We start from the raw sequence: 22,992 nt of genomic DNA on the forward strand, positions 1-22,992 counted from the left end.
TCCCCACATGGCACAAATGGGCCGCCCGCGTAATTTCGACCGAGACCAGGCCGTGGAACAGGCCATGCACCTGTTCTGGCAGCATGGTTATGACGCCACCTCCCTCGCCCAGCTCAAGGCCGGGCTGGGTGGCGGTATCTCCGCGCCGAGTTTTTATGCGGCATTCGGCTCCAAAGAAGCGCTGTTCGATGAGTGCGTGCAGCGTTATCTGGCCACCTATGCCCAGGTCACCGAATGCCTGTGGGACGAGGCTTTGCCACCCCGCAAGGCCATCGAAACCGCGCTGCGCCAGTCGGCGCGCATGCAGTGTGAAGACGGGCACCCCAAGGGCTGCATGGTGGCGCTGGGCGTGATGAGCGCACCCAGCCCTGAGAATGCGCGGGTCGCGGACGCACTGACGCAATCGCGCGTGCGCACCCGGGCGGGCATTGTGGCCTGTGTTGAGCGCGGGATACGTCTTGGGCAATTGCCAGGCACCACGCAAGCGGCGTCGATGGCGACGGTGTTTGACAGTTTCTTGCAGGGCGTTTCAATCCTGGCGCGCGATAACGTGCGGTTTAAGGATATCGACGCGGCGATCAGCCAACTCCTGCTGACATGGGACATTGCCGCCGCTACCGCGCCGCCCATTCGTCCCGACACGCCAGTAAAAAGTCCACAAACGCCCGCACCCGATGCGGCACATAGCGCCCATGGGGATACAGCAAGGTGAAGGGCCGCGAGCGCCCGCCAAACGGCCTCAGCACTTCAACCAGGCTGCCATCGGCCAATTCACGCTCAACGATAAACTTGTAGGTCTGAAACAACCCCGCGCCGTATTTGGCCAGGGTTACGCCGCCCAGCACGTCATGGGCAATGCTGTAGCCCGCCGCCCCGGCGAACTCCTGCTCCCGGCCTTGCACCTGGAACAACCAGGGGATGCGCCGGCCGTTGCTGGGCAACTCAAACTGAATGCATTCATGCGCAGGCAAGTCCTTCAGCGCCTGCGGCGTGCCGACGCGCTGCAAGTAAGCCGGTGCGGCGATAACCACCAGCTCGGCATCTTCCAGCAGCCGCGCGATCAGCGACGAATCCGGCTGGGCGCGCACGCGAATGGCCAGGTCATAGCCTTCGGCAACGAAGTCGATATTGCGGTTGCTGATATGGATATCCACGGTGACTTGCGGGTACTGCGCACGAAACCTGGGCAGCAGCGGCAGCAAGCGGTGATGCGCGTAAGTGGTCGGCACACTGATGCGCAAGCGCCCGGACGGCACCGCCTGCGCGCCCATCACCTGTTGCTGGGCCTCCACCAGTTGCGTCAGCGCCTCGCGGCACTGCTCGAAAAATGTGCGGCCGCTGTCGGTGAGGCGAATGCTGCGCGTGGTACGCACAAACAAGCGTGCGCCCAGGCGTTCTTCCAGGCGCGAGATACTGCGGCTCACGGCGGCCGGGGTAACACCTGCGGCCTGCGCAGCCGCGGTAAAGCTGCCGGCTTCGGCAGCGAGGCAGAACAGCTCGATGCTGCCCAGCTGCAAATCTTCGAAATGGCGTTTCATGATTGATTTCGTCGGCTCACTATCCGACGTCATACTTACCAGCCTCTTGCCCTTTAATACAGCGCGCCGGGCGAGAATGAGTTATCGGCCTTCTTTGTGTCCGGCAGGTTAACGCACGATGGCGGCGGCACTGAATGCGTGAATCTTGTCGACGATCTGGCGTGATGCCGTCCGGATTGCCGTGGTGGTATTGCCGGCAATGTGCGGCGTCAATTGCGCGTTGGCAATCGCAGTCAATGGCGAGTCGAAGCGGTCTTTCTCCAGGGCAAAGGTATCGATGGCCACCGCTTTGATATGCCTGGGAAACTCGCCCATGAAGGCGGCCAACTGGTGTTCGTCGACGATCCCGCCGCGCGCGGTATTGATCAGGATTGAGCCCTGGCGCATCTGCCGGAACTCGGCAGTGCCGAACAAGCCCCGGGTCTGCGGGGTGAGCGGTACGTGGATCGAGACGATGTCCGCCTCGGCCAGTAATGGCTCAAGACCCGCCCGTCGCTCAAGCCCAAGGCTGCGCGCCACCGCCTCGGTAAAGCGTTCGGACCCGGTAGCGATCACCTTGATGCCCAGCGCCGCAGCCTTGCGCGCCACCTGCCGGGCAATGCTGCCGGTGCCCACCAGCCCAAGCGTCAGTTCGGCGAATTCGCAGGCAGGTGCCAAGGTGCCTTTTGCCCAATGGCCTTTGTGCGTTTCGGCGTTGTAGTCATCCAGATCGCGCGACAGATACAGCGCCTGGGCCACGACGTATTCGGCAACAGCGGCCGCGTTGGAACCCGGCGTGTTGAGGATCGCCACGCCACACTGCTCGCACGCCAGCCGATCAATATGATTGACCCCTGCGCCAGCCTGGGCAATGGCGCGCAGTGGCATGGCCAACGCCGGCGAAGTGGCAGCGCGGATCAGGCCGGCGCCCAAGGGGATGTTCAGGCGCGTCTTGAACACGCTGTAGCCCCCGGCCTGACTCACGGCGGCAATAAAGCCAGGCTCGTCATGGCAGTTGATCTCGGCATAGTGAATGCGCGTGCCGTAGTGCTGCCGAATGCGCTCTTTGTCCGCGAAATAATGCAGGTTAAGGGTGACGCCCAGGCCCAGTTCAAGAAAGCGATCGACTTCCTCAAACAGTAACGGCGGCCCGGGGGCATCCAGTATCAGGGTGGTAAATGCCATGCCGTTGATCCTCTTGGAGGGTAGCGCCTGCCGATACCCAGGTTGCGGGATTTTGATCGTTCCCACGCTCCGCGTGGAATGCCGCCCCGGACGCTCTGCGTCCAGCGCTTGAAGGCGTGACGCGGAGCGTCACGGGATGCATTCCCACGCAGAGCGTGGGTACGATCACTGTGAAAAAAGCCAACACGGTGCTGATCACGCGCCACTATACCTTCACCAAGCCGGACGCCCTGTGCTCCCCGCAAGAGTTCGCGGCGATGAAGCCGGCGATTGAAGGCATGGTCAATGATTTGAAAAGCCAGATCATTGTGCAGGCGATGTAACCTTCTGAGAGCTATGACCGGGCGCTGCCTGCCAGTGGGCGAGCGCCCTCCATTCAACGACGAACACCGTCACTTGTGGCGAGCAGGCTTGCCACATTGAAGGTATCCGTCCTTGACTGATGGGCGTTGCCTGGCCCTTAGAACTTCGCCTGCACGCCCACCCGCAACGTGCGCCCCGGCGCCGGCATGAAGCTCTGCGCCAGCGGGTCCAGGTAGTAGCGGTCGGTGACGTTCTGCAGCGATACGTTCAGGCTCGCATCCTCCTGCAACTTGTAGTTGAGGAACAGATCCACCAGTGCCACTTCGCGGTAGTTCAGTTGCGGCGTGGTGGCGCCGGTCTGCCAAGGCTTGTCGGCAGTGACGGTGGGGCCGCTGGTGTAGGTAATACGTGTGCCGAGTGTGAGGCTTTGGTCAAAGAAGCGCAGGCCGGTGGTCAGGTTACCCGCAAGCCGGGGCGGGTTCTGGGTGTTGGTGTAGGAACCCATGAAGCTGCCCGGTGTGCAGTTCGGGGTGTCGGCGGTTTTCTGGTAACTGTTGCTGGTAGCGCGCAGTGTGGCGGCGAAGGCCGCATCGCAGGTTTCGGTTTTCAGGTAATAGGTGGACGACAGGTCGGCGAACACGCGCCCGGCATCGTAGCGCGCTTGCAGTTCCAGGCCGCTGGTCTTGTAGCTGTCGGTGTTGCTGAAACGCATCTGGCCCCACGAGCCTGGGCTTGGGTCGTAGTAGCGGGTGATGTAGTTCTTGATGGTGTTGTTGAAGTAGGCGAGCTTGATCGCCGCCGCGTCATCCTCGACCAACAGCCCTTTGCGCAACGTGCTGGCGCCGACCTCCCAGTTGCTTGAGCGCTCGGGTTTCAAGCCCTTGCCGGGCAGGGTTTGCAGCACGCCCTGGCTGGTTTCAAACAGCGAGGGCATGCGAAACCCCTGGGTGTAGGAGGCATACACAAAAGTGTCCGGCAGCACTTCGACATTGATGCCCAGCGCCGGTGAAAAAGCCCCGCCGCTGTTGCTGGCCTTGCCGGAATAGTCATAGCCGCTCACCACGTCACTGACCTGGGACGGGTAAACCGTCGAATCGATCACGCCAAAGTCGTTGTAGCGCACGCCCTCGAAGGGGAAGTTGGTGTTCTGGAACACGATGCCGTTGTTCAGGCGCGGATCGGTGGCGTTGGTGTACTCGCCGTTCTGGTCCGGGAACCACATCATGTTGCCGGAATTGTTGCCGTTGTAGACCCGCAGGTAGCGCAGGTCACGCTCCTCGCGGCGTGCGGTGGATCTGGCAATGTGGTCTTTACTGCGATAGTGGGTATAACGGCCGCCGCCCCATAAGGTCAGGCGGTCCACCGGTTTGTATTCGAGTTTGCCATTGAAGCTGTACTCCTGCCGCGAGCCTTCGCGCAGCATGCGGTTGGCGTTGATATCGTGCTGGGTGGTGGCGACGCCTTTTTGCGGGCGCAGTTCTTCGAGCTGGAACGAGCTGCCCAGGTCGAGCTTCAGATCGCCGTGGTCGGTCGCCCAGCGTGAGGTGTTGGCCAGGCCGCCGCCGATGCGCTGGTTTGCCTGGCGGCTCCAGGCGCGGTCCGAGCGATATGCCTGGGACGCAGGTGCGGCCACCGAGGTGAGCTGGCTGGTTTGAGCGTCGGTCATCCACAGGTCGGCGGTCAGGTCCACCAGCGGGTTGCCCGAGGGCAGGTAGTTGTAGCGAGCGGTGTAGGTGTCGATCCTGGTATGGCCCAGTGGGTATTGATAGATACCGCCGGTGCCGAAGCGGAAGATATCCGACGGCATGATCTCGCCAATGCGCCCGTCATAACGACGATAGCCGAGGTCGAAGGTATGGCCGTCCGCCGGGCGCAGGGTGGTCTTGAGCAGGAACGATTCGGTCTTCGCCGAGGAGTTGAGCACCTCTTCGCCGGCGTTGTAGGTGGTGGCTACGCTGGTGTCTTCATCACCCCAACGGTCGTAGGTGCGGTAGCGGTCCTGGCCTTTTTTACCGGCAAAATAATTGCCCTGATTGCGCTTGGCGTAAGCCGCCACCACGTCGAAAAATTCATGGGTGTAGGCAAACGCGGCGCTGCCGGCTTCGGCCTGCGAGCCGAATACCCCGCCGCGGCTCTGGTGCGGCTCAGCATACAGGTCCTGGGTATTGGAGTGCGGGTCGCGGGAAGCCGGGGCAACGCCGTTGTTCCAAAAATCGCCCTTGAGGCGCAGGCCGATGTTCTGGCCGTCCTTGAGAATGTCGCCAACGCCCAGGGTGCGCATTTTTACTGTGCCGCCAATGGCGCTGGAGGTCAGGCTGGGGCCTTTGTCGATGGTGATGTCGCTGATCAAATCCGGGTCGATGTAACTGCGCTGCTGAGTACCGGCATAACCGCGATACACATCCAATGCCTGCTGCGAGCCGTCCACCGTGACCGACACCCGGCTCTGGCCCTGGATGCCACGAATATTCACATCCAAACCGCCGCCATTGCGGCTGTCGCCCACCTGCACGCCGGGCTGGCCCTTGAGCACATCACCCACCGACACCACGCCAAAACGTTGCATGTCTTCGCCGGAGATATACACCGACGAACGCGGCGCGCGGTAGACCTCCTCTTCGTCGAGATTTTCGCCCGTCACTTTTTGCGTCGGCAGCTGCACGGCCTCCTGGCGCAGACGCAACACATAGCCGCCATCGGCCTGGCGCTGATAGTCCAGGCCGGTGCCCGAGAGCACCTGGGCCAGGCCGTTCTCCGAGTTGAATTCGCCCTGCAGCCCCTGGCTTTTCCTGCCCGCCGTGAGCAGCGAACTGCCCGCCATGCTGATCCCGGCTTCGGCACCAAAGCGCGACAGCACTTGGTCCAAAGGCCCGGCACTGATGCTGTACGGGCGTTCACCGGCGGCCAATACCAGCTCACCGCACAACGGTTGCAGGCCGAGAAATAACACGCTGAACGTATGACGACGCAAAACACGAACGGGGGAAATCATGCAAGGCTCCTAGGGATCGAAACCCACCTGTGCCGGTGGGTAATACCTAAAGGCCAAGCCAGATCGAAAAAACTATCGCGTCGGAGAAAAAAAACTTCACGCCGGCACCACCGTCACCCAATAACGGCTTCTTCGCTCGATGCGCACCGGCAAGGTCTTGGCCACCAGGGCCAGCGCGGCATCGGTGTCGTCCAGCTGGAAACTGCCGGTGATGCGCAGCGCCGCCACCGCCTCACTGCAACGCAGCAAGCCCGGGCGATAGCGCGAGAGTTCGGCCAGCAATTGATCCAGGCGCATGCGTTCGGCAGGCAGAATGCCGTGCATCCAGGCCTGGGCCAGCAACACGTCAACCGGGCTTGGACGCCCGATTGCGTAGTCTTCAACTTTTATCTGCCAGCCGGCCTGCAAAGGCACGGGCGTAGGCTGATGCCGCGCGCTCACCTGCACCCGCCCGCGTAAAACAGTCACCAAGGTGCCCTGATGAGCGTGGCGCACCAACAGGTTGGCGCCCTGGCTGTACAGCAGCGCGTTCGGGGTTTGCAGTTGCAGCGAGGCCGACCCCGCTGGCGTGTCGAGTGCCAGCTCGCCCTCGACCAACTGCACGCTGCGTTGGCCTGCGCTCACGTCCAGGTTGACCGCACTGGCGGTGTTCAGCCACAGCGAACTGCCGTCCGCCAGGGCCCAGTGCCGGCGTTCGCCTGTGCGGGTGCGATAACTCGCCAGCGCTGCGCGTACCCGCGTGGAATCCGCCCCTTGCCAGGCAATGCCGCCGAGCAGCCCCAGCGCCAACAGGCACTTGAGCACCTGACGACGGCGTTGAGGATCGGTCCCGGCCGCCTGCAAGGCCCGGCGTGCCGTGGCATCGGCCAGCACATTGGCGCCTGGTTGCAACAACAGCGGCAAGCTGCTGACCCGTTGCCAAGCGTACTCATGCGCGGGGTTGGCGTGACGCCATTGCTGCAAAGCCTGATGGTCACCTGCACTCATCAAGCCGGACTGCAGACGCACCAGCCAATCGATGGCACTGTCGCGCACCTGCGGGTCAACCGCCACACCGCTCATTCAAACCGGCTCGCATAGCAGACACTGAACGCCTTACCCATGGCGCGCTGCACCTGGGCCACCGTCAGGCTTAATTGTTTGGCGATTTGCGGATAGGTCAGGCCATCAAGCTGGGACAAGAAGAAAATCTGCCGCACCCGCCCCGACAAACCGACCAGCAGCGAATCCAGCTGCAACAGCGTTTCGATCATCAGATGCCGCTCTTGCGGCGAAGGCTCCTCGGCCACCGGGCGCGCCGCCAGTGCTTGCAGATAAGCCCGCTCGATGGCTTGGCGACGCCAACGGTTGATCAGCAAGCCATTGGCGATGGTGGCCAGAAATGCCATGGGCTGACGTAATTCACGCACGTCCTCTTGGGAGCGCAGCACGCGGACAAAGGTGTCGTGCGCGAGGTCTTCGGCATCGGCCGTATGCCCCAGCCGCCGATGCAACCAGCCTCGGAGCCAGCTGTGGTGATTGGCGTACAGCTGGGCGACGGGCGAGGGAGGGCTGTCATGCTGCATTTCAGATCCGCACTAATGATAATGCTTCTCATCTTATGTTTTAGAGGTCGGATTGTATAGGCTTGCCACAACCGACACTTACCGCTGCCGCACATCCCGCAACACCGGCTCTTTTTCACGGGCACTTCGCCAAAATTCAACGTCACGCTCTATGCCGAGAGTAGCGACACCGCGTCGCAGCGCCTCCTCCAAGCCAGCCATGCTCATCAAGGCGAGTTCAATAGCGTGACAGGCGCCGTCAGGATCAGCGAACGACGTCAAATCGCAATTGACGCTCAAGTGGTCTGTGCCTGCATCTCCTGTGGACAGGGTCAGCTGCAAAGCAAATGACTGGCCACACTGGCGCCATAGGGTCTGGCAGACATTCGAGAGGCTGAGTAAATTGCCGCAAAAATTAAAGCTCGTATCACTGCGCCCCTGCAGGATCAACGTGCCGACCCGATGTTGCGAGGTGGGCAGCAGCGTAGCGATGTCCCCCGTGTCATACCGGATGACCGGAACAATCGGCGCCTTCAAATCGCTGAGATACAACTTGCCCTGCGCATCGACCTCGGCCAGTACCCATTTGCTCAGGAAATCATAATGACCCGGCGGGTGTCCAGGAGTTGAAACGCCCACCAGGCCTATCTCGGTATTTCCATAAAGGCCATAGAACTCGGCCTTCGGCCAAACCGTTCTTATGTAATCTTGTTTAGCGGTGGAGAACGCTTCGCCGATATAAATCACTTTTCTGATATCCAGCACTACATTGGCTTTCAACGCCATGTGAGCGGCCTGAATAATACCGCCCGGTGTCGCCAGCAAGGCGCTGACTCCCACTTCACGGCAGATCTGCAGGCACCCCTCGGGGCAGTCCTGCGCGTCGAGACGCCCGACAGGCAAAATGGTGCAGCCAATCGGCTCCAACAATCGCGACAGCCCCTCGTACAAGCAGCCAAATCCGCCAGGCACCAGTAAGTTGGCCACGACGTCCTGACTGGAAAACACACGCTGCCCTAAAAAGCGACGCAGCTCCACTGCGTAGGCGTCTCGCGAGACACTGGGCCAAAAATCATTGGCCACGACCAGCGGAGAGGCGGTTGTACCCGACGAACTGACCAAATAACAATGACGCAAATGGCCCTCATCACGTAGCTTCTCCACCACACCCTGAAGTGTGGACTTGGAAGATACAGGGTACAGACGGTCAAACTGTTCATAGCTCAACGCCCGTGGGTAACCCGAGTAACCCGCCTCACGATAGTGCTCAACCATGCGGTCAAAAGACTGCGCATCAAAAAAAGAGTGATTTATCATGCAAGCCGCCTTCCCTGCAGAACCTGGCTTAAAAATAGGCGAGGTACTCGTCCTTAAGAAACCGCCAGTTCTCGGGACTCAACTGCGCCCCGTTCAGCGCTGACGCGGTCAATTGCTCAAACACCTGCACGTCTGCCCACAGAACAGCATCGTCAGCATGGGAAAAAGCTGCATTCATCGAAGACGAAAACAGGTCACTGGTTTTCTTGAAGGGCTGCCCTTCTTCGACATTCAATTGAACCCCTATCACGCTGCTGAGCTGACTTACCGCTGCCGGCAAACCCTCAGGCGTCCCACCGAAAACACCCGGTGAGGTGCTGATAACGTCACTGATAATGCCAGGCTTGATCAGCCTCGCATCAGACAGCTCAGCGGCCGGCGCGAAACTGGAAAAGTACAATTGTTCCAGTAAGTGAGGGGCGTAGCAGTGCGCGAATAGCACCGGGGTGATGGTGCCGTGCAATCGCGCGCCCACTTCGATCATCACAGGGCCATTGGGGCTGTCCAGCAACTCCATATGGATTGCTCCGTTTTCAATCCCCATGGCTGAAGCCGCGTGTTTGGCATAGTCGACCAAGGCCCGCACCGCGTCGGAGCTCGGGTCCAGCAGGAAGGTGAATTTCTTCACGAACGGGCAGCCTTCGATACCCAGTTCATCACAGCGGATATAGCGACAGACGGACGCAACCACATAGGTGCCCTGCTGCGCGACCATATCGACAACGTACTCTTTGCCGGTGACAAAGGGTTGCAGCACAAAACAGTCATTGTCCGACCATGTTGAAGAAAAGCCTCCCCAATCCGCGGCAAGAATCGCGCTCTGCAACTCAGCGCGGTTCCTGCAAAAAACCACGCCTTCACCGCCTGCCGAAGACTGTGGTTTGAGCACACAGGGGTACGCATCCCAGTGCTCCAGAACCGACTGCGCAGCGGCCTTCCCTTCCAGCACGTGTGTCGATATACACGCCAGACCCGCCTCTGCCAGCGCGCGCTGCATCGCATCTTTATGGCGACGTAACCGAGAGTAAGCGGGGTCATTGCCAGGCAACCCATGACGCTCGCTCAAGATATCGGCGATGAATACACCGTTCTCGCTGCCGGCGAGGATGATATCGAAAGGCAGTTCATCAGGCCCCGGTACCTGTTCGGCAGAGATAAAAATCCCTTGGTAGAGTTCGGCATTGAATTCGCCTTTCTTTTTCTCGCTCAAGGTCGGCATTTTGCTGACTTTATCCATCTCCATGACGGCGTAGCAGTCAACACCCTGCTCCTTCAGGTACCCCACTAACAGATTCGCATTGGAGACGGGGTTGGTGATCAGACAGCGCTTAGTCATCGTATTAATCCCTGCTGATGCCTGGCGGTAGTTGACGAAATCTTTGCGCACAAAGAACGATGTTGAAATGCGACTTCACCAGGCGAACCAGTTCGTCAATCGTTCGAACGTTGTAGCTGGAACGACGCTTGCCCTGGACACACACCAGCGTGCCGTTTTGCAGGATATCGCCCCCTTCGGAATGAGGACGGGCACAAATGAAATGACTGGCAAACAGGGAGGTGGGGGCATGGGTGTTGTAAAAGTGAGTCACGCGAAACTCTTCATAGTTGTAGTCTGCATCACGGACAACCAGCAGGCCCTGCCAACACTCGCCGCGCAGGTACTCCACCAACCAGTCACGATTGCCCAGCCGCGTGACGCGGTAGCGGTGGCACCCCTGCACTTGCGTCACCCGATCATCACGCTCATCAAGCGAAAGCGGCCTTATGGGACCGCGCAGACCAAACCCGACATCGCATAGCCAGCGTTTTCCCTGCGCACTGACCACCAGCGCCATGTGCGTGGACAACTCACGGCATACGCCGTGCGCGAATGTCTTGGCCAAGGTGCGCTGCACCGAAAACCCAAGGCTTTCCAGGGCCTGCGCAAAAATGCCATTCATGTGCGTACAACCACCGCCCCGTTGCCCGTATACGATTTTTTGAGCGACGAGGTTCAATGCAAAAGGCACCTCTACGTCCAGAAAACCATCTGCCATATCAAATGGAATATGGGTGACGTGCGCTTCGTGCAAGCGGGCCAGGCTGGCAAGATCCGGTTGGCTTGCGTCAGGATTGCCTACGCGCTGAAGATACGCGCCCAACCATGGCGGGCTGTTCTGTTGCGCCGTGGGGCAAACCGCTAAGGGTTCATCCAACATTTTCGCCATTCCCCACACGCAGTAAACTGCCAGTGGTTGAAAGGCGCCGGGTTGCCAGCAGACACACGGCCTCGGCGACTTCTTCAGCCGTCATTACCCGTCTTGCGGGAATCGACTTGAGAATCTCCCTGACCTGATCACCGGCGAAAGCCTGAAACATGTCCGTATCCACAAAGCCCGGAGAAACGCAGTTCACTCGCACATCAAAGCGCGCCAGTTCGATCGACAGGCCCATGCTCAGGCGTTCAATCGCGGCTTTGGCGCAGCCATAGGCTGTATTACCCAGCTTTATTTTTTGCGCGGCAACCGAACCGATATTAATAATATTGCCGTGGCGTGCCTTTGCCATCAGCGGGGCAAACACCTCACAAAAATTCAGCGTGCCGCCAAAATTGTTTGCCATCACTTGTTCAAACGTGGACGGCTCTTGACTCAAGAACAAACCATCGCGCGCGATGCCAGCATTGTTGACTAACACTGAAGGCAGAGGATGGTCCTGAAGTTGCGCACAGAACTGTTCAACCTGACGCCTGTCGCTACCGTCAACGCGCGCCGTGATTGCACGCGGGCCGAACTCGCACGTGAGGCGATCTGCAGCGGCTTCATCCTTGAAATAGGTCGCGAAAACGGTAAATCCCTCCGCGATTAACTTGCCTGCAATCGCGCGGCCTATTCCACGCGTTCCTCCCGTTACAATAGCGGTCTTAGTCATACATGACGCTCCCTCGACAATGTACAGAACGTGAAGTCTTCAGGACAAAGCCGACCTCCTTGGCGCCCGGCCGGTCGAACCCTGAAAACTGTAAATCCAGACACTCCCCTGGTGTGATCGGCGCCATAAAGACCACTCGTTTTACACGCAGGGACGCACCCGGCAGCAGGTGCCGGCAACAACTCAGCACAAAACCCACGGTAAACGCACCTGGAACAATCGGACGCCCTGGAAAATGCTCATCAAAGATGGAAGCGACCGCGTCCACCTGGACCAACACGGAGTGGTTTTCGTCTATTGACTCCAGTGACGTGGTAAACACTTCATACCGCACGGTTTCTTTCTCCCTGAGCCAAATAGTAATCCGGGTATTTTTGAGTAAACACCACGGCGCACAAGATCGTGAAGTAAGACATCAATAAGTAAATCGGCCAGTAGTCGTTAAACATCAGGCTCAATACAGCAAGCCCAAAATTAAGACTGAACACGGCATTCCACATCAAGGTGATATGTTTATTGATGAAAAAGAACGCCGGCGTGTGCCAGACCTCCTCCGGAGCTTCTAACTTTGCATACTGCAGCGTGAAGGGCTTGCCAATACAATAAGAGCCCCATCCGGCCACGGCCAACAAAGCGTAGATCAGCGGCTTAGTGTATGACAAGCTGAAAAATCCGGGTTCAGCATACGAAATACAAGCGACCAGAACAAAGCCGCACGCAACACTCCAATCAATAACAAACTTGTGCTTCAAGCCCTTGTAGCACAGCACAATCAAGACCACTAATGACAGTAATGCCGCTTCGGTATAACTCCCCGATCGCCAGGTCAGAAAGTAAGGAAACAACAACGGAGGAATAATAAGATTGATCATGACATGCACACCCCTGAGGAGCAGAACGCAAAAGGCATCCCGGCCGATTTAATTCATGGCTGCGTGGCCATGACCGTCACCAAACAAAACACGTCATCGTATTGAGTGGGGTCGCTCGACGAGAAAACCTGCACCGTGCCGCCACGGGGCTCATGGGAGACCTGGCCAAATAAATAACGCGCCTGGCGCAGGTCTCCTGCACTCAGATTACGCAACGACACCGGCAAAAACCGCTCGGCCACTGACACCGCACTGGCGCTTGCCCTCACACACCTCACCGCGAACTGGTGACACAGCTCAACGGTGACCAGGCTGGCGTCGTAGCGAGCAATAAACATCTCCAGCACATCAGGATCCAACCGAACACGGAACAGGTCACCATGCCGTTCCAACTCAGGACACAGTTCTAGATAATTCATGAAGCCCCCCACGGCGTCTTGTCAGCCAGCTGACCGTCCTGGCACCCGGCGCCCCTCATGTCTTGTTTACACACGTGGCCTCGGCAATGCCGTCTCGCGAATACCGATTCAGAATCGACAGCATCTTCCACGCGCGTCCGCACAACAGCCCGATCGTCAAACCCGAAGCCACGCCGATCAAGACCACCATCGGCAGTGAACTGGCAAACACTCGATCTGTCGCCTGCTCATAACCGATGAAATATTTAATGCCGAAAAAAAACATCGAGAGTATCAACAGCTTTAATGAACCTGGCACTGAAATGGAGTGCCGGGCCTCCCCTTGGGTAATACCCTGATAGTCAAACCACAACGCTGCGATTGCCCAGCCGACTAATAACCCTGCCACCCAGGTGCCCATTGAAAGCAGTGGATGCGTGGCATAGTCCATCGCCGCCAATGACCACACCACGAAGATGACCGGGCTGATCAAGAGGGAACGACGTGTTTCAGTACTTCTAAAACATGCCATCACGCCGTAATAGAGCAGCATGAAAAAAACGGCATACACCCACAGTGGCGTTTCACGCAATATAACAAGCATGGGTATCCCTCAATGATGAGATCGTACGGAATAAACAGCACTGCTAATCGGGCAGCCAACATGGTGAGCCACTAACTCCAAAGCGTCCTGACCCGGCAGCCCGACGGGGCGATAAATAAACTGCTTCCAGCCTTCGGTGTCACGCAACACGATACGAAGTTGTGGCTGCCGACAGGTATCCAGAATACGTTGCACCACGCGGGACCGCGGGGAAACGGTCATGGACACCACCACGACGTCATAACTGCCGTAATCAAAATCTACGCCGTCCGCCTCGACCAGGTTCAAACGTTCAGCCGGGATATCCAAGGCGCTCAGCGCGCCGTGGAGCCCTTGCTGGGCTTTCACAATCGCGCTGTGATCACTATCAATACCCGTCACCACAAAGGATGTTTTCTGCAGGTAAAGTAAAATACTCAGCGGCATCGCCCCCACACCGACCTGGCACATCCGCCCCTGGCTACCGTCAAGACTCTTGAGTTCACCGCTGACCATGCGTTGATAAATCCGGTAGAAAAAACGGCTGAGTGGGCTGCCTTCACTCAACAAGTTTGCCCACTGCTCGCTCAACGTCGACTCGAACAACTGCTCTATCTCAAGCACTTTTCGCTGGCAGTCTTGCATTCGACTGCGCTCGCTACTGTGCGCGGTCTCATCCGAAAAGTTCAGCGGGTAGTTGTTCAATACAATCAATAAATCCGAATACGCTTGAAAGAGTTCACCCTGCCAACGCTGCTCTGTGGGAATGGCCAGCAATCTGTCGATACGCATTGATAGCTCTGCGCCCATTCACGCAACTCCCACACGCTGGCGCTCATCTCGCAGAGACGGTAGCTTTTGCCGGGCGTTGAACTGAAAGTGCTCGCGGCCTACAACCGACAACTCGGCGACGCCACGCCGCAAGGCTTCACTCAGTTTGGGGATCTGGCTGAGTACTGACGCAACGTGCGCCTGCAGACTTTGGCCCACCTCGCTATCGGGTAGATCCAAGGCCACTTCCACGCGGTCCCGACCCAACTCGACCGACTTGAGTGTGACCTGGCAATAGGTTGCATCCACGCCCGCGGCGGTCAGTTGCTTGCGCACAAGGTCCAATCGAATCTTGTGCCCTCCCAGACTGAATTCTTCTTCTACTCTGTCGCCGATGCTCAAGTAATAGGCCGCGTCACCCGAGACTGAAAAGAGCTCGCCGTAGTCGCCAATGCGATAGCGAATAAGCGGCACCACAGGCGCTTTGAGATCGGTGACCAACAGTTCACCTTGCTCGCTGACCTCCACGAAAAACCAGTCGGAAAGCACTAGGTGGTGGCCCGCACTCATCTGTGGGGTATTGATCGCGGCAAACCCCAATTCCGTCGCACCATAAATGCTATAGAAAGACGCCTGCGGCCACAGCTCACTGACGAACTTGCGCTTGGACAGGTGGAAGGCTTCGCCGACAAACACAATCTTGCGTATGGGCAACGACACGCCAGCACTCAGTGCGGCCTGAGCAACTTGCACAATCCCACTGGGTGACCCCACCAGGACATCAGCAGAAAAACGCTCCAGCAAATCGAGCAAGAGTGCGTTATTGGACAGGGTATCCGGCCGGCCCACAGGCAGGATGGTCACCCCAATATTCTCAAGCAACCGGCACATGCCCTCGTAGCTGTTACCCAGGCCGCCAGCCGTGAGCAGGTTTGCCACAACGTCATTGGCACTGAATACGTGCTCGGCCATGGCCTGGCGTACTTGGTAGGGGTAGCTGCTTTCGGTAACACCCTGCAGGAACTTATTCGCCAGAATGACAGGGCTGCGGGTAGTGCCCGAGGTCGAAACGACATAACAGCCCTGCATTTTGCCGGCCGCCAGCAATTGCCGACCCGACGCTGCCAAGGCGCTTTTATCCATGACGGGGTAGGCGTCGATAAACCCCTGATAGTCCGTTACCGTTTGCAGCGAACCCGGGTAATCCTCACTGATATACCCCATCACCATTTGATTAAACTTATCGACTGGAAAAGCTGTGCGGCGCTGGATTGTTTTCATTGTGCAATCCTTATAATTAAGCATCGACTCGGCGAAAAATCATGGATGCGGCAAGACCGCCCATGCCAAAAGAGTTCTTGAGGCAATATTCAATATGAGCGCTGCGCGTTTCGCCTATGACATTGGCTGAACACTGCGGGTCTTTCACATCAAGATTACGCGTGCCGGGAATAAAGCCTTCTCTCAACGCAATCAAGGTATTAAGCGTTTCCATGGCCCCGGCGGCAGCGATCATATGCCCATGCAACGACTTGTTCGCGGTGACCGGCACAGCCTCGGACAACACCGAACAAATCGCGGCGGACTCATGCAAGTCGTTCAACACCGTCGACGTGCCGTGCGCATTCACCAAGCCTATTTGGCTTGCATTCAACTGGGCACTTGCCAGTGCGCGCGTCATTGAGAGTTTCATTTCCCGGCTGTCAGGGTCAGGTTTCACAATATGACTCGCATTCATGCTCGCGCCATACCCCACGACTTCCAGTAACGGCACCGCCCCTCTCTTGAGCGCGCTGGTGTATGTTTCCAACAAGAACAGTACCGCCCCTTCCGCCGGCACATAGCCTGAGCGGCGCGTATCAAAGGGGCGCGACAATCCATCAGGCGGTAAAGAGGCATCGGTACAGATCACATCAACCGATTCCAGGCCAACATAATGTTCAGGCGTGACCTTGGCACTGGCGCCACCCACTATTGCCGCGTCGACTCGACCGCTCGCCACCTGTTCAAAGCCGGTGCCAATAGCTTGTAACGATGCAGAGCAAAGACCGACGTGCACCATGGTCGGGCCGTGGAACGGAACGTGCGCATGGACCTGACGTAACAACTGAGTCGGGTCCATACGGGAAAAGTCACTGATTCGATAGTGCTTCTCCATTACCGCGGCCATGTTTGTAAAGGTGTTATCCGCGTTTCGTTCCAAGTCGTAAATGAAGTCCACAGTCTGATGAATATCAGGAACAGGCTCATCCACCCCGAGAAAGCAACCGATACGCTCTGGCGCGAGATGACTTAAATCCGTGCCCGGCCAGGCCAACAAACCCTTGATAGCGTTGCTGATATAAAGCTCATCCCATGAGCGGCTGCGCCTGGAGGCCGACGCGGGTGTATTACCCACTTGTGGAATACCCGCGAAATGGCTCTTGAATGTACCCGTGTCAAACTTGTGGATTTCGCGAATCCCCGACGTTCCTTCGCTGAGTGCCGCTCTTACTGAATCGTAAGTATCACCCAAGGGCGTGCAACAGCCGAGAGCGGTGATCACTACACGTTCTCTCATGATAGTTCTCCCGACGATGCTTGATCAGGAGTTAAATGCCGTAGCTTTTTGACTACCGCACAGGCACAACCAATCCCAATTCCCATCCCGTTCACCAATAGTGTGCGCCCGACCTCGATGCTTTCATCTGCCAAGGCACACGCCAGATCCACCAAGCCGCTGGTGCTACCGGCGTAGCCTGTGTAAGGCTTGTAACGGCGAACGTCGGCCTCAGGCATGATCTTGAAGACCGCAGCGTCCTCTACCTGGCGCAAGTTGGGTGCGCCATTGTCATACATGACGACCACAGGGTGCGTGTCAATAACCGCAGCCGGCAGGCATTGCAGCAGGGCCTCCCAATCCGCTTGTTTTGAATATATCTGTGCGTCAAATCGGCTATAAACCGCAACGATTTCAGCCAGCGCAACATGACCGGAATGTTGCAGCAGGGTGGTATTTTCAAGCATCAACGCCACCGCCCCGTAAGTCACGCTGACCTTATCGGCAGTGGCGAGGGTGGGGTCTGTTTCAACCAGCCCCATCTTCCGAAAAGCCTCCAGGTTATCGGCTTTGGTCATATCGCCGACCGCACACAACAAGGCACCGCCCTGCTCGGCATGTTGCAGCTTGAACAACGCCTGTTCCAATAAAGACAGCCCGCCCAACGACATACTGCGTAAGGGATACCCACCACCGGTAAAGCCAAAATATTTGGCAATGTGGTACAGGTTATTAGTCGGTAACTTGCGGAACAGCCTCAGTGGGTGGACAGCGCCTGCCACCCGACCTAATTCAGCGTGTATAGATTCTGCAGACAGTTCCGGGTGTTTCATTCGGTAGTCGTAGAGAATCTCATAAAAGTCGCGGACGATTTCTGCGGTTGTATAGACATTGATCTCTGCCCGCGCCGCTTGATCAAACGCGCCGCCTTGTTCTGCCATGGCACAGGCGGCGCCTGAGACCAATAGACTGTGTATGGCTGCATCGGACAAGATCGCCCGGTCTTCGCGGGCAATATGTTTAGCTATCTGTGCAGAGAGCACCGCCGGCACCTTGGCCCGTTGCTTGGCGGCTATGGGGAGGATGTCTTGCCGCCCAATATCCGCCAGGTCGAACCCTGATTGTCGTACGGCGAGGCCGGTGATGAAGACACTAGCCATGGGCAAGCGCCTCTAGGCGCCGAGAGCAAAACTCCGGCGTCCAGAAACTACCGATCTTATCCGGCTGAATAACAGTACTGTCAGGAACTTGAAGTATTTCGCTGGCCACTTCCCAACCCTTGGCTGTCCACTGGCGATCCACACAGAGTGCCGGATCAGCCTGCATCTTATGGAACGGCCATAAGTGTTCGGGCTCAATGTGGGGGTTTATCTGCGACTTAACTTCAAAACAGAAATCAATGAAGTCAATGGATGTAAATCCGATTTGGTCAAATGACTTATCGCTGGGTATTGCGTCGGGACCTTCGAGAAACAGAATATCTGCTGCAATTTGTTTTACTTTGATCAGATACATAGCGATCACACCCCTTCTTCCATGTTTTGTAAAAAACGAGAGCGGCATAAAAGTCAGTCGACTTTATTGTTCTTATAATTGGATCCAATAGATGCTAAACAAATAGCTATAAGCTTGTCAAAATATTTTTTACGGAAAAAAACAAGACACGGATGAACGGTTGGCCGTAATTAACAGATGATAAATATCGCAGCGCTTACACGGGCACTGGACGGTCACTCACTTGCTGTTTAGTTGACGCTACAGCCACTAATAAACCGGTTAGATGGGAGCCATGGCAACTTCACTTGTCACGTCCCTGTCACGTTTGGCCAACAACGTGTAGACGCAGGGCAAAACAAATAAGGTGAATAAAGTTCCGATCGACATCCCGGTGGCAATCACCATGCCGATGTCATATCGACTCACTGCCCCAGCCCCCGTCGCAAAAATCAGCGGCACCATGCCAAATACCATGGCAGCCGTCGTCATCAACACCGGCCTCAGGCGAATCGCCGCTGCTTGCTCCACCGCCTCCCGCGGCGATAGCCCCTTGTCTCTGCGCAGCTGGTTGGCAAACTCGACGATCAGAATCCCATGCTTGCTGATCAACCCGATCAGCGTCACCAACCCTACCTGGGTATAGATGTTAAGACTCGACCACCCAAGGAACAGCGGAATCAACGCCCCGCAAATGGATAACGGCACTGTCACCAGAATCACCAGCGGGTCGCGGAAGCTCTCAAACTGCGCCGCCAGTACCAGGAAAATAATCGCCAGCGCCAAGCCAAACGTCACCCATAGCGCCTTGCCTTCCTGCACGAACTGGCGCGATTCCCCGCTGTAGTCGAACGCATACCCCGGCGGCGCCTCTTCAATGGCAATCTGCTTCACCGTCTCAATGGCCTCCTCCATGCTGACCAGTGGAAAACCCGAGATCAATGCAGAATTGAGCTGCTGGAACTGGTTCAACTGCCGTGGCCTCGCGCGGTCTGTAATGCTGATCAAGGTCGACAGCGGCAATAATTCACCTTGGGTATTTCTGACGTAGTAGCTGTTCAGCCATTCGGGGTTGTCACGGTAGGCGCGCTCAACCTGTGCAATTACCTTATAGCTGCGCCCTTCGAGGGTGAACCGGTTTATTTCCGCCTCACCCAACAGCGTCGCCAGCGTGCTGCCGAGGTCCTGCATCGACACGCCCATCTGCGATGCCTTGGCGCGATCGATCTCCACCACCACTTCCGGCTTATCAAACGCCAGGTCGATATCGACAAAACCGAACTTGCCCGATTGCATCGCGCGATTTTTTACGCGCTCGGCCACTTTCAGCAGTGACTCATAGTCCTGGGCAGTATTGATGACGAAACCAAAGGGCAGGCCTTCGCCAGTACCGGGCAGAGAAGGCAGGTTGATACCAAATATTTGCAAACCTGGGATCTGCGCCAAGTGCGCCTGCAATTCAGGCAGGATCTCCATCTGAGTGCGACTGCGCTCATTCCACGGTTTGAGCAGAAAACCGCCTATTCCTGACTGCACCCCGTTGTAGCCGTTGATCTGGAACGACGAGTAGTACTCTGGGAATGTCTTGAAGATCTTGATGAATTCATCAGTGTAGGTATTCATGTAATTCAGGTTGGTGGGCTGAGGTGCGCTGGCCATCATGAAAATGATGCCCTGGTCTTCGGAAGGCGCCAATTCCGCCTTGGTGAATGTGAGAAACACCGGAATCAGGCACAGCACGATCAGCGCGAAGACCACCACCACCGGCCGCGTGTTCAACGTACCGTGAAGCATGCGTTGATAACGTCGTTTGAGCCGGTCGAATACCCGGTCCAACCGGCTCGCCAGCCCGGAAGCGTTTTTGTCATGGCGCAGCAGCAGGACACACATCATTGGCGAAAGTGTCAGCGCGACAACGCCGGAAATCACCACGGCACCGGCCAAGGTCAAAGCAAACTCTTTGAACAGTGCTCCGGTCAGCCCGTCGAGAAAACCGATCGGGGCATAGACCGCCGCCAAGGTGATGGTCATTGAGACAACCGGCAGGGCAATTTCCCGCGCGCCCTCCAATGCTGCGTCCAATGGACGCTTGCCGTCCTCGATATGCCGGTGAATATTTTCGACCACCACGATCGCATCATCCACGACCAGGCCGATGGCAAGCACCATCGCCAGCAGCGTCAACAAATTGATGGAGTAACCCATCATCTGCATGAAAAACAGCACGCCGATCATCGACAGCGGAATGGTGATCACCGGTATCACCACCGAACGAAGCGCCCCCAGAAACAAGAACACCACCACGATGACAATCAGCACGGCTTCAAACAGCGTTTTCACCACCTCGTTGATGGACGCCTGGATGAACAAGGTGGCGTCGTAGGCAATATCGACCTTGAGGCTGGGCGGCAACTGGGCCTCCAGCTCAGGCATGATTTTGCGCACTTCCTTGATCACCTCCAGTGGGTTGGCGCTCGGCGCGGCTTTGATTGCGATGTACACAGAGGGCGTGCCACCAAAGGAACTGATCGCGTTGTAGTTTTCCGCGCCCATCTCCACCCGTGCTACATCGCGCAGCAGCACCCGGCTGTCACCGTCGGTTTTGAGCGTGATAGCCGCGAAGTTTTCGGCGGACTTCAGTTCGGTAGTGGCGTTGATACTGGTAACCACATACTCGCCCTTCACCTCGCCTGCGGCCGACAGATAGTTGTATCGGCGCACCGCTGCCGTGACGTCATTGGCAGTCAGGCCGAAGCCGGCAAGCTTCACAGGGTCCAGCCAGATACGCATGGCAAATACCTGACTGCCGAGGATTTCGGCTTCGGCCATGCCGGGCAGTGTGGCGAGCTTGGGTTGAATGACCCGCGAGAGGTAGTCGGTAATCTGCGAGTTATTCAGTTGCTCGCTGGAGAAGCTGATATACATCAGCGCGGAGGCTTCGGCGGACTCCTTACTCAGCACAGGATCTTCAGCATCCGCAGGTAACTTGTTCTTGACCTCGTTGGCCTTGGCCAACAACTCGGTAAACAAACGGTCGCTGTTGGCACCAATGCGCGCGTAGATCGAAATCACCGAAAAATTCTGGCGACTGACCGACGTCATGTAGTCAATCCCCTCGGCACTCGCCAGGCTTTGCTGCAAAGGCTGAGTGATGTAGCCCTGAATCGTCTCGGCATTGGCGCCAGGGTAGGCAGTGGTGACGGTGATCAGGGCGTTTTCCATTTTCGGAAACTGGCGCAGCGCCAACTTGCTGTAGGCCTGAAACCCCAGCAGCACGATGAGCAGGCTGACCACCAGGGCCAGCACCGGCCGACGGATGAAGATGTCGGTGAACTTCATAGCGCACCTTCAACACGAGCCTGTCGATCGGCCGACTGGTTCTTGTCAGGGCTGATGGTGATAGGCGTTCCCGTATCCAGCTTCAGCTGGCCAGCGCTGACGACTTGCTCGCCCTGCTGCAACCCGCGGGTCACCAACACAAGGCCACCCCGCCGCTCTCCGGTTTCAACAAAGCGCCGCTCGGCAATCAGCAGGGGCTGGCCGTCCGCATCTTTCTCCACGCTGCCGTCCTCGGCCTTCTTTTGCGCGACCGCGTACACCGAATTACCGTAAAGGGTGTAGGTAATCGCGCTTTCCGGTACCACGATATGAACCGTCGGATTGGGCAGCAGCACCTGTAGATTGGCGAACATGCCCGGGAGCAGTTTGTTATCCGGGTTCGCCAGGGTAGCGCGCACCAACACATTACGTGTGGTGGTCTCGACCTTGGGGTTGATCGCACTGACGGTGCCAGGAAACATCTGTTTCGGATAGGCCGAGACTTCTACCTGCACGCCTTGGCCGATCGCAATCTTCGGCACCGATTGCTCTGGGATATAGAAGTCGACGTAAAGACTGCTGAGGTCCTGCAACGTGGCAATCACTGTCCCGCTGGCCAGATAATCCCCAACGTCCACCTGGCGAATACCAATGACGCCGCTGAATGGCGCAAGAATATGCTTCTTGGCGAGGGAGGCCTTGAGCTGGTTCACCGTGGCCTTGTTTTTTTGCAACTGGGCTGAAAGGCGGTCGAACTCACCCTTGGAGATGGCGTGATCACCAACGAGTTGGCTGCCGCGCCCATAATCCAGCTGTGCCAGTCCAAGATCTGACTGGGCGGTTTCCAATTGCGCCTGCTCTACCGCACTGTCCAACCGGACCAGGGGTTGCCCGACCTGAACCTTTTGCCCCGACTCGAACTGCACGTCCTTGACCGTCCCGGCGGTCTCCAGGCTCAGGCTCACACCGCGCAACGCCTTGAACGCCCCCACGGCCGGCAGGCGCTGCTGCCAGGGCTGCTCAACCGCGGTCACCACTGCCACGCTGACGGGCGGTTGAGGCTTGGTAAAACCCTGAATCTGTTGATAGATGGCAAACGCTTTATAGGCCGCCAACAGCAACACCACAACCAGAGAAACACCCAACATGATCAGCATGCGACGGCGCAACATATTCCTAATCCTTGGAAAAATTTGAACACGCGAAGATGAATCAGCGAGCACATTACTCCGAGTATCAAGATGTTTCC

21 protein-coding genes are annotated in these 22,992 nt (G+C 57.5%); 2 read left to right on the top strand and 19 right to left on the bottom strand.

Translation table 11 applies throughout. The annotated features are described in order from the left end of the window. Positions 1-7 precede the first annotated feature (7 nt). Complete coding sequence (locus tag PSH96_RS19560; RefSeq protein WP_305454428.1) at positions 8-712, top strand: TetR/AcrR family transcriptional regulator; 705 nt, start codon at positions 8-10, stop codon at positions 710-712. On the opposite strand, the gene PSH96_RS19565 is transcribed toward PSH96_RS19560, so the two are convergent. Together PSH96_RS19565 and PSH96_RS19570 are read right to left on the bottom strand one after the other, a co-directional pair. After that, positions 615-1,538: a LysR family transcriptional regulator gene (locus PSH96_RS19565; protein WP_305454429.1), complete on the bottom strand. Its 924-nt coding sequence runs from the start codon at positions 1,536-1,538 to the stop codon at positions 615-617. The two genes, PSH96_RS19560 and PSH96_RS19565, sit on opposite strands and share 98 nt — an antisense overlap. A gap of 108 nt (positions 1,539-1,646) precedes the next feature. After that, entirely contained in the window at positions 1,647-2,702 is a 1,056-nt protein-coding gene (locus PSH96_RS19570; protein WP_305454430.1) for a D-isomer specific 2-hydroxyacid dehydrogenase family protein, read from the bottom strand. 170 nt (positions 2,703-2,872) lie between these two features. Here PSH96_RS19570 and PSH96_RS19575 point away from each other — a divergent pair, with 170 nt between their 5' ends. Next, positions 2,873-3,025, top strand: coding sequence for a hypothetical protein (locus PSH96_RS19575; protein WP_017137007.1), 153 nt, complete (start codon positions 2,873-2,875; stop codon positions 3,023-3,025). A 137-nt stretch (positions 3,026-3,162) separates the two neighbouring features. Here PSH96_RS19575 and PSH96_RS19580 read toward each other — a convergent pair whose 3' ends face one another. The 17 genes from PSH96_RS19580 to PSH96_RS19660 form a co-directional block, all read right to left on the bottom strand. Then, positions 3,163-5,997, bottom strand: a complete 2,835-nt coding sequence (locus tag PSH96_RS19580; protein WP_305454431.1) for a TonB-dependent receptor — start codon at positions 5,995-5,997, stop codon at positions 3,163-3,165. Positions 5,998-6,093: 96 nt separating this feature from the next. Continuing rightward, positions 6,094-7,059: a FecR domain-containing protein gene (locus PSH96_RS19585; protein ID WP_305454432.1), complete on the bottom strand. Its 966-nt coding sequence runs from the start codon at positions 7,057-7,059 to the stop codon at positions 6,094-6,096. Continuing rightward, positions 7,056-7,562, bottom strand: coding sequence for a sigma-70 family RNA polymerase sigma factor (locus PSH96_RS19590; protein WP_305454433.1), 507 nt, complete (start codon positions 7,560-7,562; stop codon positions 7,056-7,058). The genes PSH96_RS19585 and PSH96_RS19590 overlap by 4 nt, the downstream gene beginning before the upstream one ends. 78 nt (positions 7,563-7,640) lie before the next feature. Then, a complete protein-coding gene (locus PSH96_RS19595) occupies positions 7,641-8,858 on the bottom strand; it encodes a hypothetical protein (RefSeq protein ID WP_305454434.1) in 1,218 nt (405 codons plus the stop codon). A 28-nt stretch (positions 8,859-8,886) separates the two neighbouring features. Next, positions 8,887-10,194: an ATP-grasp domain-containing protein gene (locus PSH96_RS19600; protein WP_305454435.1), complete on the bottom strand. Its 1,308-nt coding sequence runs from the start codon at positions 10,192-10,194 to the stop codon at positions 8,887-8,889. 4 nt (positions 10,195-10,198) lie between these two features. Then, complete coding sequence (locus PSH96_RS19605; protein WP_305454436.1) at positions 10,199-11,056, bottom strand: arylamine N-acetyltransferase; 858 nt, start codon at positions 11,054-11,056, stop codon at positions 10,199-10,201. Next, entirely contained in the window at positions 11,046-11,768 is a 723-nt protein-coding gene (locus PSH96_RS19610) for an SDR family NAD(P)-dependent oxidoreductase (protein ID WP_305454437.1), read from the bottom strand. The genes PSH96_RS19605 and PSH96_RS19610 overlap by 11 nt, the downstream gene beginning before the upstream one ends. Positions 11,769-12,091: 323 nt before the next feature. Further along, positions 12,092-12,640, bottom strand: a complete 549-nt coding sequence (locus PSH96_RS19615; RefSeq protein WP_065931372.1) for a hypothetical protein — start codon at positions 12,638-12,640, stop codon at positions 12,092-12,094. A 53-nt stretch (positions 12,641-12,693) separates the two neighbouring features. Beyond that, complete coding sequence (locus PSH96_RS19620) at positions 12,694-13,059, bottom strand: hypothetical protein (RefSeq protein ID WP_305454439.1); 366 nt, start codon at positions 13,057-13,059, stop codon at positions 12,694-12,696. A gap of 55 nt (positions 13,060-13,114) precedes the next feature. After that, a complete protein-coding gene (locus PSH96_RS19625) occupies positions 13,115-13,642 on the bottom strand; it encodes a hypothetical protein (protein WP_305454441.1) in 528 nt (175 codons plus the stop codon). 9 nt (positions 13,643-13,651) lie between these two features. Beyond that, on the bottom strand, positions 13,652-14,413 hold the full coding sequence (locus tag PSH96_RS19630; protein ID WP_305454442.1) for a class I SAM-dependent methyltransferase: 762 nt from the start codon (positions 14,411-14,413) through the stop codon (positions 13,652-13,654). 18 nt (positions 14,414-14,431) lie between these two features. Beyond that, positions 14,432-15,673, bottom strand: coding sequence for a hypothetical protein (locus tag PSH96_RS19635; protein ID WP_305454443.1), 1,242 nt, complete (start codon positions 15,671-15,673; stop codon positions 14,432-14,434). Positions 15,674-15,689: 16 nt separating this feature from the next. Next, positions 15,690-16,952 carry a beta-ketoacyl-[acyl-carrier-protein] synthase family protein gene (locus PSH96_RS19640; protein ID WP_305454444.1) on the bottom strand — a complete coding sequence of 421 codons (1,263 nt, stop codon included), beginning with the start codon at positions 16,950-16,952 and terminating at the stop codon, positions 15,690-15,692. After that, a complete protein-coding gene (locus tag PSH96_RS19645; RefSeq protein ID WP_305454446.1) occupies positions 16,949-18,091 on the bottom strand; it encodes a hypothetical protein in 1,143 nt (380 codons plus the stop codon). The genes PSH96_RS19640 and PSH96_RS19645 overlap by 4 nt, the downstream gene beginning before the upstream one ends. Continuing rightward, positions 18,084-18,446, bottom strand: a complete 363-nt coding sequence (locus PSH96_RS19650; protein WP_305454448.1) for a hypothetical protein — start codon at positions 18,444-18,446, stop codon at positions 18,084-18,086. Before PSH96_RS19650 ends, PSH96_RS19645 begins: the two co-directional genes overlap by 8 nt. Before the next feature lie 261 nt (positions 18,447-18,707). Continuing rightward, positions 18,708-21,764 (bottom strand): multidrug efflux RND transporter permease subunit, encoded by a 3,057-nt coding sequence (locus tag PSH96_RS19655; RefSeq protein WP_305454449.1) that lies wholly within the window; start codon positions 21,762-21,764, stop codon positions 18,708-18,710. Next, the gene (locus PSH96_RS19660; protein ID WP_305454450.1) at positions 21,761-22,915 is read right to left on the bottom strand and encodes an efflux RND transporter periplasmic adaptor subunit; all 1,155 of its coding nucleotides are present in this window, start codon (positions 22,913-22,915) and stop codon (positions 21,761-21,763) included. The genes PSH96_RS19655 and PSH96_RS19660 overlap by 4 nt, the downstream gene beginning before the upstream one ends. Between the last annotated feature and the right edge of the window lie 77 nt (positions 22,916-22,992).

The organism is Pseudomonas sp. FP2338 (genome assembly GCF_030687515.1).
Classification (GTDB): domain Bacteria; phylum Pseudomonadota; class Gammaproteobacteria; order Pseudomonadales; family Pseudomonadaceae; genus Aquipseudomonas; species Aquipseudomonas salomonii.

What these genes read in the sequence shown, in the direction of transcription:
- PSH96_RS19600 (WP_305454435.1), bottom strand. Translation starts at nt 10,194, where the DNA reads ATGACTAAGCGCTGTCTGATCACCAACCCCGTCTCCAATGCGAATCTG.
- PSH96_RS19645 (WP_305454446.1), bottom strand. Translation starts at nt 18,091, where the DNA reads ATGGCTAGTGTCTTCATCACCGGCCTCGCCGTACGACAATCAGGGTTC.
- PSH96_RS19635 (WP_305454443.1), bottom strand. Translation starts at nt 15,673, where the DNA reads ATGAAAACAATCCAGCGCCGCACAGCTTTTCCAGTCGATAAGTTTAAT.
- PSH96_RS19585 (WP_305454432.1), bottom strand. Translation starts at nt 7,059, where the DNA reads ATGAGCGGTGTGGCGGTTGACCCGCAGGTGCGCGACAGTGCCATCGAT.
- PSH96_RS19615 (WP_065931372.1), bottom strand. Translation starts at nt 12,640, where the DNA reads ATGATCAATCTTATTATTCCTCCGTTGTTGTTTCCTTACTTTCTGACC.
- PSH96_RS19630 (WP_305454442.1), bottom strand. Translation starts at nt 14,413, where the DNA reads ATGCGTATCGACAGATTGCTGGCCATTCCCACAGAGCAGCGTTGGCAG.
- PSH96_RS19565 (WP_305454429.1), bottom strand. Translation starts at nt 1,538, where the DNA reads ATGAAACGCCATTTCGAAGATTTGCAGCTGGGCAGCATCGAGCTGTTC.
- PSH96_RS19625 (WP_305454441.1), bottom strand. Translation starts at nt 13,642, where the DNA reads ATGCTTGTTATATTGCGTGAAACGCCACTGTGGGTGTATGCCGTTTTT.
- PSH96_RS19640 (WP_305454444.1), bottom strand. Translation starts at nt 16,952, where the DNA reads ATGAGAGAACGTGTAGTGATCACCGCTCTCGGCTGTTGCACGCCCTTG.
- PSH96_RS19570 (WP_305454430.1), bottom strand. Translation starts at nt 2,702, where the DNA reads ATGGCATTTACCACCCTGATACTGGATGCCCCCGGGCCGCCGTTACTG.
- PSH96_RS19650 (WP_305454448.1), bottom strand. Translation starts at nt 18,446, where the DNA reads ATGTATCTGATCAAAGTAAAACAAATTGCAGCAGATATTCTGTTTCTC.
- PSH96_RS19610 (WP_305454437.1), bottom strand. Translation starts at nt 11,768, where the DNA reads ATGACTAAGACCGCTATTGTAACGGGAGGAACGCGTGGAATAGGCCGC.
- PSH96_RS19620 (WP_305454439.1), bottom strand. Translation starts at nt 13,059, where the DNA reads ATGAATTATCTAGAACTGTGTCCTGAGTTGGAACGGCATGGTGACCTG.
- PSH96_RS19590 (WP_305454433.1), bottom strand. Translation starts at nt 7,562, where the DNA reads ATGCAGCATGACAGCCCTCCCTCGCCCGTCGCCCAGCTGTACGCCAAT.
- PSH96_RS19655 (WP_305454449.1), bottom strand. Translation starts at nt 21,764, where the DNA reads ATGAAGTTCACCGACATCTTCATCCGTCGGCCGGTGCTGGCCCTGGTG.
- PSH96_RS19560 (WP_305454428.1), top strand. Translation starts at nt 8, where the DNA reads ATGGCACAAATGGGCCGCCCGCGTAATTTCGACCGAGACCAGGCCGTG.
- PSH96_RS19605 (WP_305454436.1), bottom strand. Translation starts at nt 11,056, where the DNA reads ATGTTGGATGAACCCTTAGCGGTTTGCCCCACGGCGCAACAGAACAGC.
- PSH96_RS19580 (WP_305454431.1), bottom strand. Translation starts at nt 5,997, where the DNA reads ATGATTTCCCCCGTTCGTGTTTTGCGTCGTCATACGTTCAGCGTGTTA.
- PSH96_RS19595 (WP_305454434.1), bottom strand. Translation starts at nt 8,858, where the DNA reads ATGATAAATCACTCTTTTTTTGATGCGCAGTCTTTTGACCGCATGGTT.
- PSH96_RS19660 (WP_305454450.1), bottom strand. Translation starts at nt 22,915, where the DNA reads ATGTTGCGCCGTCGCATGCTGATCATGTTGGGTGTTTCTCTGGTTGTG.